The organism is Enterobacter sp. JUb54, from assembly GCF_014298075.1.
Classification (GTDB): Bacteria; Pseudomonadota; Gammaproteobacteria; order Enterobacterales; family Enterobacteriaceae; genus Klebsiella; species Klebsiella lignicola.
On record NZ_CP060418.1, the window covers coordinates 4,088,319 to 4,102,495 of the forward strand.

The following is a 14,177-nucleotide window of genomic DNA, read 5'->3' on the forward strand; positions in this document are numbered from 1 at the left end:
CATTTCCCTAAATATTAATTATACATTTAATTAATTTCAAGTGAGTGATGAGATGACGTCTCAAATCACGACCCAACAACCTGCGCCGTCGATCCGTTTACTGTTCAGCGCGCTGCTGCTGGTGATGCTGCTGTCGGCGCTGGATCAGACCATTGTGTCAACCGCACTGCCGACGATTGTCGGCGAGCTGGGCGGGCTGGATAAGCTCTCCTGGGTGGTGACCGCCTATATTCTTAGCTCGACGATTGTGGTGCCGCTGTACGGCAAATTTGGCGATCTGTATGGCCGCAAAATCGTGCTGCAGGTGGCGATCGTCCTGTTTCTGGTCGGGTCCGCGCTGTGCGGCGTGGCGCAGAATATGACGCAGCTGGTGCTGATGCGTGCCTTGCAGGGGCTGGGCGGCGGCGGTCTGATGGTGATTAGCATGGCGGCAGTTGCCGACGTGATCCCGCCGGCTAACCGTGGCCGCTATCAGGGGTTGTTCGGTGGCGTATTTGGCCTGGCCACGGTGATCGGGCCGCTCATCGGCGGGTTCCTGGTGCAGCACGCCTCGTGGCGCTGGATTTTTTACATCAACCTGCCGCTGGGGCTGTTTGCGCTGCTGGTGATCGGCGCGGTGTTCCACAGCAGCAATAAACGTAGCCAGCACCAGGTGGACTGGCTGGGCGCGATTTACCTGAGTATGGCGCTGCTGTGCATCATCCTGTTTACTTCCGAAGGCGGCAGCGTGCGCGCGTGGAACGACCCGCAGCTGTGGTGCATTCTGGCCTTTGGCGTGGTGGGGGTCATCGGCTTTATTTATGAAGAGCGGATTGCCGCAGAACCGATCATTCCGCTCTCCCTGTTCCGTAACCGCAGCTTCCTGCTGTGCAGCATGATTGGTTTTGTTATCGGGATGGCGCTGTTTGGCTCGGTCACCTTCCTGCCGCTCTATCTGCAGGTGGTGAAGGCGGCAACCCCGACCGAAGCCGGACTGCAGCTGATCCCGCTGATGGGCGGCCTGCTACTGACGTCGATCATCAGCGGACGCATCATCAGCCGTACCGGGAAATACCGCCTGTTTCCGATTCTCGGGACGCTGTTAGGTATGGTCGGGATGTTGCTGCTGACGCGGATTACGATCCATTCGCCGATGTGGCAGCTGTATCTGTTTACCGGCGTGCTGGGTATGGGGCTGGGACTGGTAATGCAGGTGCTGGTGCTGGCCGTGCAGAACGCGATGCCGGCGCAGATGTACGGCGTGGCGACCTCCGGGGTGACGCTGTTCCGCTCGATTGGCGGCTCCATTGGGGTGGCGCTGTTTGGTGCGGTGTTTACCCACGTGCTGCAAAACAACCTCCAGCGTCTGTTGCCGGAAGGGGCCGAACTGCCGCGGGCGCTGAACCCGGCGGCGGTACAGAACCTGCCGTCTGAGATCCGTCTCGATTATCTCGATGCGTTTGGCTCGGCGATCCATGCTGCCTTCCTGATGGCGGCCTGCATCATGGCGGTGGCGTTCCTGCTGTCGTGGTTGCTGAAAGAGGTGCCGTTGAAAAAGGCGATGGACTAACCGGTTGCCGCGATCCGTCGCAGCGCCTGACGCAGCGCGGGGGTGGCGAAATCGAGAAATTTCCGCAGCTTCAGCGGCGCCAGTTCACGAGCGGGATACAGCAGATGGACCGGCGCCGCTGGCGGCTCGACGGTTTCCAGTACCAGCCGGAGCTCTCCGCAGGCCAGGCCATCGATGGCCTGATAGTGCAGCAGGCGCGCAACGCCGGCCCCCAGCCGTGCGGCGTCCGCCGCGCTCTCCGGGGTGGTGACCCCGAGCACCGGCTGCAGCACGACCAGCCGGTCTTCCGCCGCCGGCGCGTTAAAGCGCCAGCCGTTATAGGGCATCGGCGATTCAATATGGATCGTCGGGAGCGCGCTCAGTTCACTGGGGCGCTGCGGCGTCCCGTGCTTTTCCAGCAGCGTCGGGTGCGCGCAGGTAACGATGCGCATCTCGCCGAGGCGAATGGCGACCATGCCGCTGTTCGGCAACACGCCGATGCGTACCGCGAGGTCAATATGGTCGTCAATCAGATCGGCATTGCGGTCGCTGAGCAGTAAACGGATGCGAATTTGCGGGTAACTGGCGAGAAAAGCGGTAACTATCGGTAAAACGTGCTGCCGGCCAAACATCGTCGGCGCCGCAATCACCAGCTCCCCCTTCGGCTGCTGATATTCTCCCGCCGCCTGGCGCTCAGCCTGCTCCACCTCTTCCAGAATGCGCCGCGCGGCAGCGACATAATCGACCCCGGCATCGGTCAGCGTCAGTTTGCGGGTGGTGCGGATCAGCAGGCGCACTCCGAGCGCGCTTTCCAGTTCGGCGATGTGGCGGCTGACGGTGGTCAGCGGCATATGCAGCGTGCGCGCCGCGGCCGACATGCTGCCCAGTTCCGTGACCTTCACCAGCAGTGCCATCGCGCTTAAGCGATCCATGATTATCCCGTTTATCGGAAAGATGATTCTCAATATCCCAGTATTATCATTTATGACGGCAGAGTCCATGATGAGCGCAGTGATACCGGACCCGGAGGCGTTATGTCAGGCGACTTTCTTGATATCGCCATCACACCTGATGTGATGGATGTGCAGCATGAAATGGGCAGTGACGGCATGTGGCAGTCCCCGCACCGTCCGCGTCGGGGCGAGCGCTTCTCTGCCAGCGAAGAAGAGATGATTACCACCCGCGACAGTTTTTACCTGGCGACGATCTCCCAGACCGGCTGGCCCTACATCCAGCATCGCGGTGGGCCTGCGGGATTTCTTCACCTGCTCGATGACACCACCCTGGCGATGGCCGATTTTGGTGGTAACCGGCAGTACATCACCACCGGCAACCTGCGCGGTAGCGACCGGGCCTGCCTGTTTTTGATGGATTACCCGCGGCGTGCGAGGCTCAAAATTTATGCCACCATTGAGGTGCTGGCGAAGGAGGATGCGCCTGAACTGCTGGCGCGGGTCACACCGGAAAACTATCGGGCCAGAGTCGAACGGATTTATCGCTTTCATCTTCAGGCATTCGACTGGAACTGCCCGCAGCATATTACGCCGCGCTACAGCCCGCAGCAGATCGCGGAATACAGCCAGACGCTGCAACAGCGCATCCATGAACTGGAGCAGGAAAACCAACGACTGCAACAACAGTTAACCCTCAAAGGAGAGCCATGATGACCGATCACCGTCCGCCATTACCGCCGTTTACCCGTGAAAGCGCGATGCAAAAGGTGCGCGCCGCAGAAGATGGCTGGAACAGCCGCGATGCGCAAAAAGTGGCGCAGGCCTATACCATCGACAGTGAGTGGCGCAACCGCAGTGAGTTTGTGCATGGCCGGGCCGAAATCATCGACTTCCTGACGCGAAAATGGAACAAAGAGCAGGAATATCGCTTAATCAAGGAGCTGTGGGCATGGAGCGATGAGCGTATCGCGGTGCGGTTTGCCTACGAGTGGTGTGATGATAGCGGCCAGTGGTTTCGCTCCTACGGCAACGAAAACTGGGCCTTCGATGAGCATGGGCTGATGCATACCCGCTACGCCTGCATTAACGACCTGCCGATTGCGCAGAGCGAGCGCCTGTTCCACTGGCCTCAGGGGTGCCGCCCGGATACGCATCCGGGACTGAGCGAACTGGGGCTGTAGACAGGCGCGCTTCGGGTTAATCCGCTTTCGGGAAGTCGACGACGGTGTCATTCACCCGGTTCACCATGTTGGTGAACAGAATAGCGCTCACCGCGCTGATGATCTCAATCACCTGCTGGTCGCTGAAGCCGGCGTGGCGCACCGCGCTGACCTCCGCTTCTGGCAGGGTGCCGCGGGTCGTCACCAGCGTCTGGACGAAGGTCACCAGCGTGTTGATGCGGGCATCGTCAGCATAATCACCGTGGCGCAGCGCCTGGATCTGCTCGCGGCTGTAGCCCGCTTTTTTCGCCATCAGGGTGTGTGCCGCCAGGCAATAATCACAGCCGGTGGCTTCGCTCACCGCCACGTTAATGGCCTCCAGCTCTTTTGCGTTCAGACTGCCTTTGCTCAGCATCGCGTTGTGCGCCAGCGCCTGCTGTAACGCCGCCGGCGAATGGCCGCCAATGGTCAGATAGGCGTTCGGGACCTTGCCCATCGCTTTCTTCATCCCGGTAAAAATCTCGGCGGCTTTCCCGGTGACGTCTTGTTCATGAATCTCAGTTAAACGGCTCATAGTGTGCTCCTGTCTGGGTTAGGGTATGTCGTGGCAATGAGGTCATCTTAGGGAAGTTCCGCGTGCTAGACTGAGGCTCTGCGTCTCATATTTATGTCTTATCGTCTCAGGGAGTGGCATGGACAGTCTCAGTCATCTGTTGGCGCTGCTGGCGCCGCGTTGTGAAGTGAATCTGCACTGTCGGTTTGGCGGCCGCTGGCAGGCCGGGCATGAGCAAATGCGCCGTGGGGTGGTGCCGTGGCACTTTGTCCTGCACGGCGAGGGGCGGCTGACGGTCGGCAAACAAAGCCGGCATATGCGGGCGGGGGATGTGATCCTCCTGCCGCATGGTTCGCCGCATCTGATGGAGAGCCTGGTGGAGTGGGGCCAGATCCTGCCCGTCGCCCACCGCTTTAACGGCACGGTGACCGAGGTGCGTACCGGCAGCGACCATGATGCGCTGGAGATGCTGTGCGGGGAATTTTACTTCGGGCCACACGTTAGCTGGCTGTTTGCGCAAGAGACCGATCTGATTCACCTGCATACCGACGAGCGGGCGGAGTGCCCGGAGCTGGCGCTGCTGCTTGACGTACTGGTGCGCGAAAGCCTGCTGGAGCACCCCGGCGGCGCGGCGATTGTGCGCAGCCTCGGCGATACGCTGCTGGTATTCCTGTTGCGCACGCTGCTGGGCAGCGACACCCCGCCGGAGGGCCTGCTGCGCCTGATGAGTGATGAACGGCTGATGCCCGCGGTGCTGGCGGTGCTGGCGGCGCCGGAGCAGCCGTGGACGCTGGAGAGCATGGCCGCCCGTGCGTTTCTGTCGCGCGCCACCTTCGCGCGTCACTTTGCCCGCGTCTATCACCTGACGCCGCAGGCGTGGCTCTCGCAATTGCGGATGGCGATGGCCGCGCGCCTGTTGCGCATTGAGCGGCAGACCAACCTCGAGGTGATTGCCGGGCGCTGCGGATTTCAGTCACAGGCGTCGTTCTCAAAGACCTTTAAGAAGCTGTATGGCGTGACCCCCGGCGAGTGGCGGCGTCGCTAACAGCAAAAAATAGTCGTCCGGTTTTCGGTTGTTGCATCTGCGGCGTACAGGCCAGAATCCGCAATATCACCACAACACCGGAGGATCTATGGATTTCACACAACAGCATCACCAGGCCACGCCACTGCTGCTGGCCAACGTCTGGGACGTCACCAGCGCCAGCGCCGCCGCCGAGGCCGGGTATACGGCGATAGGAACCTCCAGCGCCGCGATCGCCCACAGCCTGGGGTTGGACGATGGCGAAGCGTTGCCGTTCGCGGAACTGCTGTATCGGGTCACCCGCATTCGCGCCCGGGTGGCGTTACCGCTCAGCGTGGATATGGAAGCGGGCTATGGCGCCAGCGCAGAAGAGGTGGTAGAAAATCTGCTCGCCCTGGCGCACAGCGGGGTGGTCGGCGTCAATCTCGAAGACAGCGTGGTGAACGAGGGCGTACGGACTCTGGCGGCAGCGCAGGCTTTTGCCCGGCGTCTGCAGGAGATAGCCACCGGGCTGGCGCAGGCGGGGGTGTCGCTGTTTATCAATGTCCGCACCGATCCCTTTGTACTGAACCACCCCCAGGCGCTGGCGGAGACCATTTCCCGGGGCCAGCTGTACGCCGGACACGGTGCCGACGGGCTGTTTGTGCCCTGCGTGACCGAGGCTGCGGATATAGCGGCAATGGTTGCGGCGGTGGCGCTGCCGCTGAACGTCATGGCGATGCCCGCGCTGCCCGATCATGACCAGCTTGCGCAACTGGGCGTGAAGCGTATTTCGATGGGCAATGCGCTGCACGATGCGCAACAAGGGCATCTGTACCGGCTGCTGAAAACCGTCCGGCAGCAACGATCGTTTAAAGAGGTATTTGACCATGCAGGTGACTGATAGCGGGTTATGCGATACCTGGTACGACGCGCTGCTGGCCCGCGACTCCGGCTACGCGGGCGTTTTTTTCGTGGGGGTGAAAACCACCGGCGTGTTTTGCCTGGCGACCTGCCGCGCCCGCAAGCCGAAGCGGGAAAACGTCGAATTCTATCGCGACTTTAAAGCCGCGCTCAGCGCCGGGTTTCGCCCGTGTAAGATCTGCCGACCCACCGAAAACGCCAGCTCCGCGCCGCCGATGGTGGAGCAGGTGATGCAGCAGCTGCGGGCCAACCCGAAAGTGCGGATCAGTGACGACCAGCTGCGTCAGCAGCACATCAGCCCCGAGCGGATCCGGCGCTGGTTTACCCATCACTACGGCATGACGTTTCAGGCCTTTCAGCGGATGTTGCGGGTGAATACCGCCCTGCAGGAGCTGAAGGGCGGACGACGCGCCACCGACGTGGCCTTCGACAGCGGATACGACTCGCTGAGCGGGTTTGGCTACACCTGTAAAAAACTCACCGGCCACGCGCCCAGCGAGGCGGCGCAGGTGATCCTGCTGCACCGCTTTACCACGCCCATTGGCCCAATGTTTGTCTGCGCCAGTGAGCGCGGGGTTTGCCTGCTGGAGTTTGTCGACCGGCGGATGCTGGAGACGGAGTTTCGCGACCTTCAGCGCTTGCTCGCGGCGAGGATTATCGCCGGCGAGAATCACCATACGCGCCAGGCGGTGGCGGAGATCGGCGAATATTTTGCTGGCCAGCGGCGCCATTTTTCCCTGACCCTGGAGACGCCGGGCAGCGATTTCCAGCAGACGGTGTGGCAGCAGCTCCAGGCGGTGGCGTACGGCAGCACCGAACATTATCAGGGGCTGGCGCAGCAGATGGGCAACGCCGGCGCGGTACGGGCGGTCGCCAACGCCAACGGCGCCAATCGGGTGGCGATCGTCATTCCCTGTCATCGTATTATCGGCAAAGATGGCTCGCTGACCGGCTACGGCGGTGGGCTGGCGCGCAAGGCGTGGCTGCTGGCGCATGAAGCGAAATATCGCTAGATGATTTTATTTCCTGTTGCTGTTTTGGGTGTTTAAAAACTGGTCTTAAAGCCGTTATAGTTTTCTTCGAAAATAATAATGACTTTCTCATGGACTGACAGGATAACAATGATGAAATTGTGTTTACGGACAGCCGCCGCAGTGATGCTGGCGGGCCTGCTGCTGGCAGGTTGCGACCAAAAAAGCGGTGATGCGAAACATATTAAAGTTGGCGTGATTAACGGCGCCGAACAGGATGTGGCGGAAGTGGCGAAGAAGGTCGCCAAAGAGAAGTTCGGCCTGGACGTCGAACTGGTGGGCTTCAGCGGGTCGCTGCTGCCGAACGAATCGACCAACGCCGGGGATCTGGATGCTAACGTCTTCCAGCACCGACCGTTCCTCGAGCAGGATAATAAAGCGCATAACTATCATCTGGTTGCCGTCGGTAACACCTTCGTGTTCCCGATGGCCGGCTACTCGCGCAAAATAAAATCAGTGGCCGACCTGAAAGACGGGGCGACCATTGCCATTCCCAACGATCCGACCAACCTTGGCCGCGCGCTGCTGCTGTTACAGCAGGAGAAGCTGATTACCCTCAAGGCCGGTACCGGGCTGCTGCCGACGGCGGTTGATATCACGGATAACCCGTATCACCTGAAGATTATGGAGCTGGAAGGCGCGCAGCTGCCGCGGGTGATCGACGACCCGAAAGTCGACGTGGCGATCATCAGCACCACCTATCTGCAGCAAACCGGGCTGTCGCCGGTGCGTGACGGGATTTTCATCGAAGATAAAAACTCGCCGTACGTGAATATCATCGTGACCCGCGAAGAGAACAAAAACGCCGAAAACGTGAAGGAATTCATCCAGTCCTATCAGTCGCCGGAAGTGGCGAAAGCGGCGGAGACTATCTTTAACGGCGGCGCGGTTCCCGGCTGGTGATCCTCTGCCCGTGATGTAACCCCGCTGCTGCATCATCAGATGCAGCAGCGGTACCAGAGAGAGTCCGCCCTATCACCTCACCCTGATCCGCATCCATCCCGACCTACTCCTGATTACGAGCAAGCCATAGTCAGATGGCAAGCACGCAAAGTTGGCCCAATCTCATCGATCATTGCCCAAATGCCCATATTGTACCAGGCTGGTGGGACGTACGATGTTCGCCAGATGACCGTGAAGAGGAGTGAACATCATGAAAATGACCCACATTCGTAATGCAACGCAACTGATTGAGTATGCAGGTAAAAAATTCCTGATTGACCCGATGCTGGCGGATCAGGGCGCCTGGCCGGGATTTGCCGGCACCGCCCGGGCCGAACGTCGTAACCCGCTGGTGGGGCTGCCTGTTTCCGTCAATACGCTGGTGGATGTCGATGCCGCGATCGTCACCCATACCCACGAAGATCACTGGGACGAGGCGGCGATCGCTGCGATCCCGAAAGCGCTGCCGGTTTTCGTGCAGCATGAAGCCGATGCCGGGCTGCTGCGTGGGCAGGGGTTCAGCGATATTCGTCTGCTGTCTGAGCACAGCGAGTTTGACGGCGTGACGCTGCAGAAAACCACCTCCGGGCAGCACGGTAGTGACCGTACCTATGCGGTACCGGCCATGGCGGAGCGCCTGGGTGAGGCCTGCGGGGTGGTGTTCCGCCATCCGCAGGAGAAAACGCTGTGGCTGGTGGGCGATACCATCTGGCGCCCGGAGATTGAAGCCGACATGCGGCGACTGCACCCTGACGTGGTGGTGCTGAATGCCGGATACGCGCATGTGATCGGTTTTGGCCCGATTATCATGGGCAAAGAGGATGTACTGAAAGCGCATTTCACGCTGCCGGAAGCACACATTGTGGCTATCCATCTCGAAGCGGTTAACCACTGCCTGCTGAGCCGCGAGGAGCTGCGCGAGTATGTGGCTGACAATCAGATTGCCGATGCGGTCAGTATCCCGCAGGATGGGGAAAGTCTTTTCTTTTAACCGGTGGTAGGGAACGGAGGGCGCCATGAAACTCACCGATGTCGCGATTGTCGCCGTGGATGGCTTTAGCCCTTTCCACTACTCGGTTCCCTGCATGGTGTTTGGCGACAGCGTATCGGACACCCGGCGTTTCAACCTGCAGATCTGCGCCGAGCAGCCGGGATTGTTGACCGCCCGCGACGGTTTTGCGCTGAACGCCAGCGCCGATTTTAAGGCTCTTGAGCAGGCCGATATCGTGGTGGTGCCGTTCTGGGGCGCGGTGCATCAGCGCCCGCCGCAGTCGCTGCTGGACAACCTGGTGCGGGCCAGAGAACAGGGGGCGGAGATTGTCGGCCTGTGCCTTGGCGCCTTTGTGCTGGGCTATGCCGGGCTGCTGGATGGCAAACGAGCCGCCACCCACTGGGAGTTTGAGCAGGCGTTTCAGCAGCTGTTTCCCCAGGTGCAGCTGGATATCAACGCGCTGTACGTCGATGACCAGCGGATGATTACCTCCGCGGGCACCGCGGCGGCGCTGGACTGCTGCCTGTACATTATCCGCCAGCGCTTTGGCAGCCTGGCGGCGAACCAGATTGCCCGACGGCTGATCGTCCCGCCCCATCGTGAGGGAGGCCAGGCGCAGTTTATTGCCCAGCCGGTGCCGAAAAACACCCGCGATGCGCGGATTAATGGCCTGCTGGAGTATCTCCAGCAGCATATTCACGAACCGCACAACCTCGACACGCTGGCGCAGGTGGTGGCGATGAGCCGCCGGACGCTCACCCGCCATTTTGCCCACGCCACCGGCATGAGCATCGCCGACTGGCTGACCGCCGAGCGTCTGCGGCGCAGCCAGGTCCTGCTTGAAGCGGGAGATATGCCGGTGGAGCAGGTGGCGGAAATGGTGGGCTTCCGTTCCGCCGTTACCTGGCGCCAGCAGTTTAAATCCCGCTTCGGCGTGAGCCCGAGGGAGTGGCGACGTACCTTTCGGCGTGGCCCTTAACCGGCGAGGGTGGCGCTGTCGATCACGAAGCGGTACTTCACGTCCCCTTTGACCATTCTCTCCCAGGCTTCGTTGATCTGATCGCCGCGAATCAGTTCGATATCGGCGACGATGCCGTGTTCGGCGCAGAAGTCGAGCATCTCCTGGGTTTCCGGGATCCCGCCAATCATCGAGCCGGCAATCGCGCGGCGGCGGTAGATTAAATTGAAGATTTCCGGTGACGGATGCGGGGTGGCCGGGGCGCCAACCAGGGTCAGCGTGCCGTCGCGCTTGAGCAGCGTGGTGAAGGCATCGAGGTTGTGCGGTGCCGCCACGGTGTTGAGAATAAAATCGAAGCTTTTCAGGTGCGCGGCCATTTCGTCGTCGTTGCGCGAGACTACCACCTCATCGGCGCCCAGCTCTTTCGCCGCTTCACGCTTGGATTCCGAGGTGGTAAAGGCCACCACGTGGGCCCCCATGGCGTGGGCCAACTTGATCCCCATATGTCCTAACCCGCCAATACCAACGATACCGACTTTTTTCCCCGGCCCGACGTTCCAGTGGCGCAGCGGAGAATAGGTGGTGATCCCGGCGCAGAGCAGCGGCGCCACGGCGGCAAGTTGGGCTTTCGGATGGCGGACGTGCAGCACATAGCGCTGGTGTACCACCACCTGCTGTGAATAGCCGCCGAGGGTGTGTCCGGGCTCATCGGCCGTCGGGCCGTTGTAGGTCAGCACCATGTGGTCGCAGTAGTTTTCCAGCCCCGCTTCGCACTCTTCACACGCTTTGCAGCTGTCGACCATGCAGCCGACGCCCACCAGGTCGCCGACGCTGAATCCCGAGACCTGATTACCGATGGCGGTGACCTGGCCGACGATTTCGTGCCCCGGCACGCAAGGGTAGAGCGTGCCGGCCCATTCGGAACGGGCCTGATGCAGGTCCGAGTGGCAGACGCCGCAGAAATCGATAGCGATCTGCACATCATGAGGGCCTGGGTCGCGGCGTGAGATGGCCATTGCTTTCAGCGGTTGGGTGGCGGAGTACGTACCAATAGCGTTGATCTGCATAGCGAAACCTCTTTCTGAATGTTCGAGCTGAAGAAACCGGAGGGGGGAACGAATCGTTGTTGGCAACGGTAAGCGTAGCCTGGTCAGCGCCGGGCGTGGCGCGATTAGCTCAGAGTGTTAAAAAGAAAAAGGTGAGCCAACGGCAAATCCCCCGCGTGGCAGGGGATCCGTTATGGCGCAAGGCTTATTCGATCGGCGTCAGGTAGTCCAGGCGCAACGGTTCGGCCAGCAGGCTGTTCATCTGCGCGATAAAGGCCTGAAAATGCGGCAGCGAGATATGGGTTTCCAGCGCGGAGGCGTCGCGCCAGGACTCGCGCATATAGAACGTGTCCGGGGTGTCGCGCAGCTGGAACAGGGCGTAATCGAGGTTGCCCGGCTCCTGGCGGGTTGGCTGCAGGAGTGCCTGCAGCGCCTTGCCGAGCGCTTCAACCTGGCCCGGTTTGGCTTTCAATACTGCCAGGATCGAGATCGCGTCGTGGCTCATCTTAAAATCCTTCCAGCACGATTTTGCCGACAGCGCGGCCGGTTTCCAGCTGCGCATGGGCTTTTTGCAGGTTGCTGGCGTTAATCGGCCCGTAATGCTCGCCCAGGGTGGTTTTGATGGTCTGGTCGTCAATCAGGCTGGCAACCCGGGTCAGCAGCTGGTGTTGGGCGATCATGTCCGGCGTGGTGAACATTGAGCGGGTGAACATAAATTCCCAATGCAGCGAGATGCTTTTGGCCTTCAGCGGCCGGGCATCGAGGGTTTCCGGATCGTCAATCAGCGCCAGTTTACCCTGCGGCGCGAGGGCGGCGATCAGCTGGGCGTAATGCTGTTCGGTATTGTTGAGGCTGGCGACGTGGGTAACCGCGGGGATCCCAATCCGCGCCAGCTCTTCGCTGAGCGGCTTGCTGTGATCGATAACATGGTGTGCGCCCGCATCACGTACCCATTTCTGGCTTTCCGGCCGCGAGGCGGTGCCGATCACCGTCATTCCGGTCAGTTTGCTGGCCAGCTGGGTGAGAATCGAACCGACGCCGCCCGCCGCGCCAACAATCAGCAGCGTGTCTCCGCTGTTGCCGCCTTCCTGCACGCCGAGCCGGTCAAACAGCAGTTCCCATGCGGTAATGGCGGTCAGCGGCAGGGCGGCGGCAGAGGCGTTATCCAGCGAGCGCGGCTTCAGCGCGACCAGACGTTCATCGACGAGCTGAAATTCGCTGTTGCTTCCCGCGCGGCCCAGCGCCCCGGCGTACCAGACTTCATCCCCCGGCGTGAACAGCGTGACCGCTTCGCCGACCGATTTGACGACCCCGACCGCATCCCAACCCAGCACGCGCGGGGTGTCGCCCGTAAACCCGGCGCGGACTTTGGTATCCACCGGGTTGACGGAAATGGCCTTGATTTCGATCAGCAGGTCATGCCCTGCGGCAACCGGCTCCGGTAGCTCAATATCACGTAAAAAAGAGAGGTTGCTGCCGTCTGTGGCGGCACGGGTAATGGCGATCGCTTTCATATTTTCTCCGCAGAAGGAATTGGGTTTATCAATGGCATGCGTCGAGGATAGACCGGTAGGAGAAGGGGAAAAACGCCCCGGCGGCGATAACTGTTATATGCAAAAAGTGAAAATCAGGGGGTGAGGGTGAACTCGCCACCGGTTGTTCCCGTGTATGCTGACCTGACCACGCAGGAGGCGGCAAATATACTGAATGTCTCCCGTATATGGTGAAGCTGCTGGAAGCGAGGCAGTCGCTGGCCGATCAGGCGCAGGATTTAGGATATTTTAATGGTTTTGAATTTATATACATCTTCCTATACATGTCACCTTTAGCTGCAATATCAACAGCATCCTTGAATGTCAGGCTATACCTACAGTGGTATCCAGGGCGTTCATCGAGATTACTTTTCACCGACTGCTCTCAGAATCAGGCGATGTGATATGGAACATTGCCATGGGCAGCCTAAAGCCATATTCTTGTAGCCTGGTATAACTATTGTTTGGTGTTTAAATATCTGTTTCTAAAAAGGAAGTCGGTTTGCGTTCTTTACTGAAAGAGCTGGTTTCATTGCCGAAAGAGACTGAGTGGGCAGAGTTTAAGCGCAATGCAATAAAACCAGAAGAACTCGGTGAATATATCTCCGCTCTGGCAAATTCGGCTGCTTTGCTTGGAAAGCCAACAGCCTATATGGTATGGGGTGTTGATGATGAGACTCATTCTGTAATCGGTACTGATTTTAAACCCTCTCTGGCTAAACATAAACAGCAAGAGCTGGAAAGCTGGTTATTGCAGGGCCTGGAACCAAAGATTGATTTTACATTCCATGAGTTCTCGTCATTCGAGAACGATGCTGTTGTTATTCTGGAGATAAATGCAAATTGCCATACCCCTGTGCGTTTTTCTGGAACAGAATTTATTCGTATTGGCTCTTATAAAAAACCACTGGGTAAACATCCAGAAAAAGAACGTGCTCTCTGGCGTGTCTTTGACAGGAAACCCTGGGAATACTGCATAGCACGGGACAGGTGTTCTATTGATGAGGTATTGCAGTTAATCGACTACCCATCATTCTTCTCGCTTTTATCTCAGCCGTTACCTGAAAACAAAGATGCTATAATGGATTACCTCGCAAGGAATTCTGTGGTTGAGAGAAATGATGCAGGATCCTGGGATATAACAAATCTTGGGGCAATACTTTTTGCGAGAGAGTTAGATGTCTTTGAAAAATTATCCCGCAAGGCCATTCGTTTAATCCAGTACGATGCAAATAATCGTTTTAAAACAGTAAAGGAATTACAAGGCCACAAAGGTTATGCTGTCGGTTTTGAAGGTTTGATTGATTATATTAATAACCTTCTTCCATCAAATGAAGTGATTGGAAAGGCTTTTCGCAGCGAAGTAAGAATGTATCCTGAGCTGTCTATAAGAGAAGTTGTTGCCAACTCTCTTATTCACCAGGATTTCAATATTAGCGGGACGGGGCCAATGCTTGAGTTGTTTGCCGACCGCATGGAAATCTCAAATCCGGGTATACCATTAGTGGCGATTGATCGCCTTCTTGATTCTCCCCCCACGTAGCCGTAATGAAAGA

General features: G+C 59.0%; 15 protein-coding genes. 10 read left to right on the forward strand and 5 right to left on the reverse strand.

Annotated features, from left to right (window positions below; translation table 11 throughout):
• The first annotated feature begins 52 nt into the window (after positions 1–52).
• Positions 53–1,549 (forward strand): MDR family MFS transporter, encoded by a 1,497-nt coding sequence (locus HF679_RS18825; RefSeq protein WP_174509600.1) that lies wholly within the window; start codon positions 53–55, stop codon positions 1,547–1,549.
• Here the strand turns inward: HF679_RS18825 and HF679_RS18830 are convergent.
• A complete protein-coding gene (locus HF679_RS18830; protein WP_187042286.1) occupies positions 1,546–2,460 on the reverse strand; it encodes a LysR family transcriptional regulator in 915 nt (304 codons plus the stop codon). The two genes, HF679_RS18825 and HF679_RS18830, sit on opposite strands and share 4 nt — an antisense overlap.
• Positions 2,461–2,562: 102 nt before the next feature.
• Between HF679_RS18830 and HF679_RS18835 the strand changes: the two genes are divergently transcribed.
• Positions 2,563–3,192, forward strand: a complete 630-nt coding sequence (locus HF679_RS18835; protein ID WP_123757065.1) for a pyridoxamine 5'-phosphate oxidase family protein — start codon at positions 2,563–2,565, stop codon at positions 3,190–3,192.
• Positions 3,192–3,662, forward strand: coding sequence for a DUF1348 family protein (locus HF679_RS18840; protein WP_154144412.1), 471 nt, complete (start codon positions 3,192–3,194; stop codon positions 3,660–3,662). The genes HF679_RS18835 and HF679_RS18840 overlap by 1 nt, the downstream gene beginning before the upstream one ends.
• A gap of 16 nt (positions 3,663–3,678) precedes the next feature.
• On the opposite strand, the gene HF679_RS18845 is transcribed toward HF679_RS18840, so the two are convergent.
• A complete protein-coding gene (locus HF679_RS18845) occupies positions 3,679–4,215 on the reverse strand; it encodes a carboxymuconolactone decarboxylase family protein (RefSeq protein ID WP_123757067.1) in 537 nt (178 codons plus the stop codon).
• A gap of 118 nt (positions 4,216–4,333) precedes the next feature.
• Here HF679_RS18845 and HF679_RS18850 point away from each other — a divergent pair, with 118 nt between their 5' ends.
• The 6 genes from HF679_RS18850 to HF679_RS18875 all read left to right on the forward strand — a co-directional run bounded on the left by HF679_RS18850 (position 4,334) and on the right by HF679_RS18875 (position 10,064).
• A complete protein-coding gene (locus tag HF679_RS18850; protein WP_123757068.1) occupies positions 4,334–5,239 on the forward strand; it encodes a helix-turn-helix transcriptional regulator in 906 nt (301 codons plus the stop codon).
• An 88-nt stretch (positions 5,240–5,327) separates the two neighbouring features.
• On the forward strand, positions 5,328–6,101 hold the full coding sequence (locus HF679_RS18855) for an isocitrate lyase/phosphoenolpyruvate mutase family protein (protein ID WP_123757069.1): 774 nt from the start codon (positions 5,328–5,330) through the stop codon (positions 6,099–6,101).
• Positions 6,088–7,134, forward strand: a complete 1,047-nt coding sequence (locus HF679_RS18860; RefSeq protein WP_187042287.1) for a bifunctional transcriptional activator/DNA repair enzyme AdaA — start codon at positions 6,088–6,090, stop codon at positions 7,132–7,134. Before HF679_RS18855 ends, HF679_RS18860 begins: the two co-directional genes overlap by 14 nt.
• Positions 7,135–7,245: 111 nt before the next feature.
• Positions 7,246–8,055, forward strand: coding sequence for a lipoprotein NlpA (nlpA, locus tag HF679_RS18865; protein ID WP_187043072.1), 810 nt, complete (start codon positions 7,246–7,248; stop codon positions 8,053–8,055).
• A gap of 250 nt (positions 8,056–8,305) precedes the next feature.
• Positions 8,306–9,085, forward strand: coding sequence for an MBL fold metallo-hydrolase (locus tag HF679_RS18870; RefSeq protein WP_123757073.1), 780 nt, complete (start codon positions 8,306–8,308; stop codon positions 9,083–9,085).
• Between the two features lie 25 nt (positions 9,086–9,110).
• Positions 9,111–10,064 carry a GlxA family transcriptional regulator gene (locus HF679_RS18875; protein ID WP_123757074.1) on the forward strand — a complete coding sequence of 318 codons (954 nt, stop codon included), beginning with the start codon at positions 9,111–9,113 and terminating at the stop codon, positions 10,062–10,064.
• Here HF679_RS18875 and HF679_RS18880 read toward each other — a convergent pair.
• The 3 genes from HF679_RS18880 to HF679_RS18890 form a co-directional block, all read right to left on the reverse strand.
• On the reverse strand, positions 10,061–11,110 hold the full coding sequence (locus HF679_RS18880) for an NAD(P)-dependent alcohol dehydrogenase (RefSeq protein ID WP_123757075.1): 1,050 nt from the start codon (positions 11,108–11,110) through the stop codon (positions 10,061–10,063). The genes HF679_RS18875 and HF679_RS18880 overlap by 4 nt on opposite strands.
• A gap of 184 nt (positions 11,111–11,294) precedes the next feature.
• Positions 11,295–11,594, reverse strand: a complete 300-nt coding sequence (locus HF679_RS18885) for a putative quinol monooxygenase (RefSeq protein WP_123757076.1) — start codon at positions 11,592–11,594, stop codon at positions 11,295–11,297.
• Position 11,595: 1 nt separating this feature from the next.
• Positions 11,596–12,603: a zinc-binding alcohol dehydrogenase family protein gene (locus HF679_RS18890; protein WP_154144348.1), complete on the reverse strand. Its 1,008-nt coding sequence runs from the start codon at positions 12,601–12,603 to the stop codon at positions 11,596–11,598.
• Positions 12,604–13,123: 520 nt separating this feature from the next.
• Here HF679_RS18890 and HF679_RS18895 point away from each other — a divergent pair.
• Complete coding sequence (locus HF679_RS18895) at positions 13,124–14,164, forward strand: RNA-binding domain-containing protein (protein WP_261802954.1); 1,041 nt, start codon at positions 13,124–13,126, stop codon at positions 14,162–14,164.
• The last annotated feature ends 13 nt before the right edge of the window (positions 14,165–14,177 follow it).

Coding starts and splice junctions, on each gene's coding strand:
- HF679_RS18825 (WP_174509600.1), top strand. CDS start 53: ATGACGTCTCAAATCACGACCCAACAACCTGCGCCGTCGATCCGTTTA.
- HF679_RS18830 (WP_187042286.1), bottom strand. CDS start 2,460: ATGGATCGCTTAAGCGCGATGGCACTGCTGGTGAAGGTCACGGAACTG.
- HF679_RS18835 (WP_123757065.1), top strand. CDS start 2,563: ATGTCAGGCGACTTTCTTGATATCGCCATCACACCTGATGTGATGGAT.
- HF679_RS18840 (WP_154144412.1), top strand. CDS start 3,192: ATGACCGATCACCGTCCGCCATTACCGCCGTTTACCCGTGAAAGCGCG.
- HF679_RS18845 (WP_123757067.1), bottom strand. CDS start 4,215: ATGAGCCGTTTAACTGAGATTCATGAACAAGACGTCACCGGGAAAGCC.
- HF679_RS18850 (WP_123757068.1), top strand. CDS start 4,334: ATGGACAGTCTCAGTCATCTGTTGGCGCTGCTGGCGCCGCGTTGTGAA.
- HF679_RS18855 (WP_123757069.1), top strand. CDS start 5,328: ATGGATTTCACACAACAGCATCACCAGGCCACGCCACTGCTGCTGGCC.
- HF679_RS18860 (WP_187042287.1), top strand. CDS start 6,088: ATGCAGGTGACTGATAGCGGGTTATGCGATACCTGGTACGACGCGCTG.
- nlpA (WP_187043072.1), top strand. CDS start 7,246: ATGAAATTGTGTTTACGGACAGCCGCCGCAGTGATGCTGGCGGGCCTG.
- HF679_RS18870 (WP_123757073.1), top strand. CDS start 8,306: ATGAAAATGACCCACATTCGTAATGCAACGCAACTGATTGAGTATGCA.
- HF679_RS18875 (WP_123757074.1), top strand. CDS start 9,111: ATGAAACTCACCGATGTCGCGATTGTCGCCGTGGATGGCTTTAGCCCT.
- HF679_RS18880 (WP_123757075.1), bottom strand. CDS start 11,110: ATGCAGATCAACGCTATTGGTACGTACTCCGCCACCCAACCGCTGAAA.
- HF679_RS18885 (WP_123757076.1), bottom strand. CDS start 11,594: ATGAGCCACGACGCGATCTCGATCCTGGCAGTATTGAAAGCCAAACCG.
- HF679_RS18890 (WP_154144348.1), bottom strand. CDS start 12,603: ATGAAAGCGATCGCCATTACCCGTGCCGCCACAGACGGCAGCAACCTC.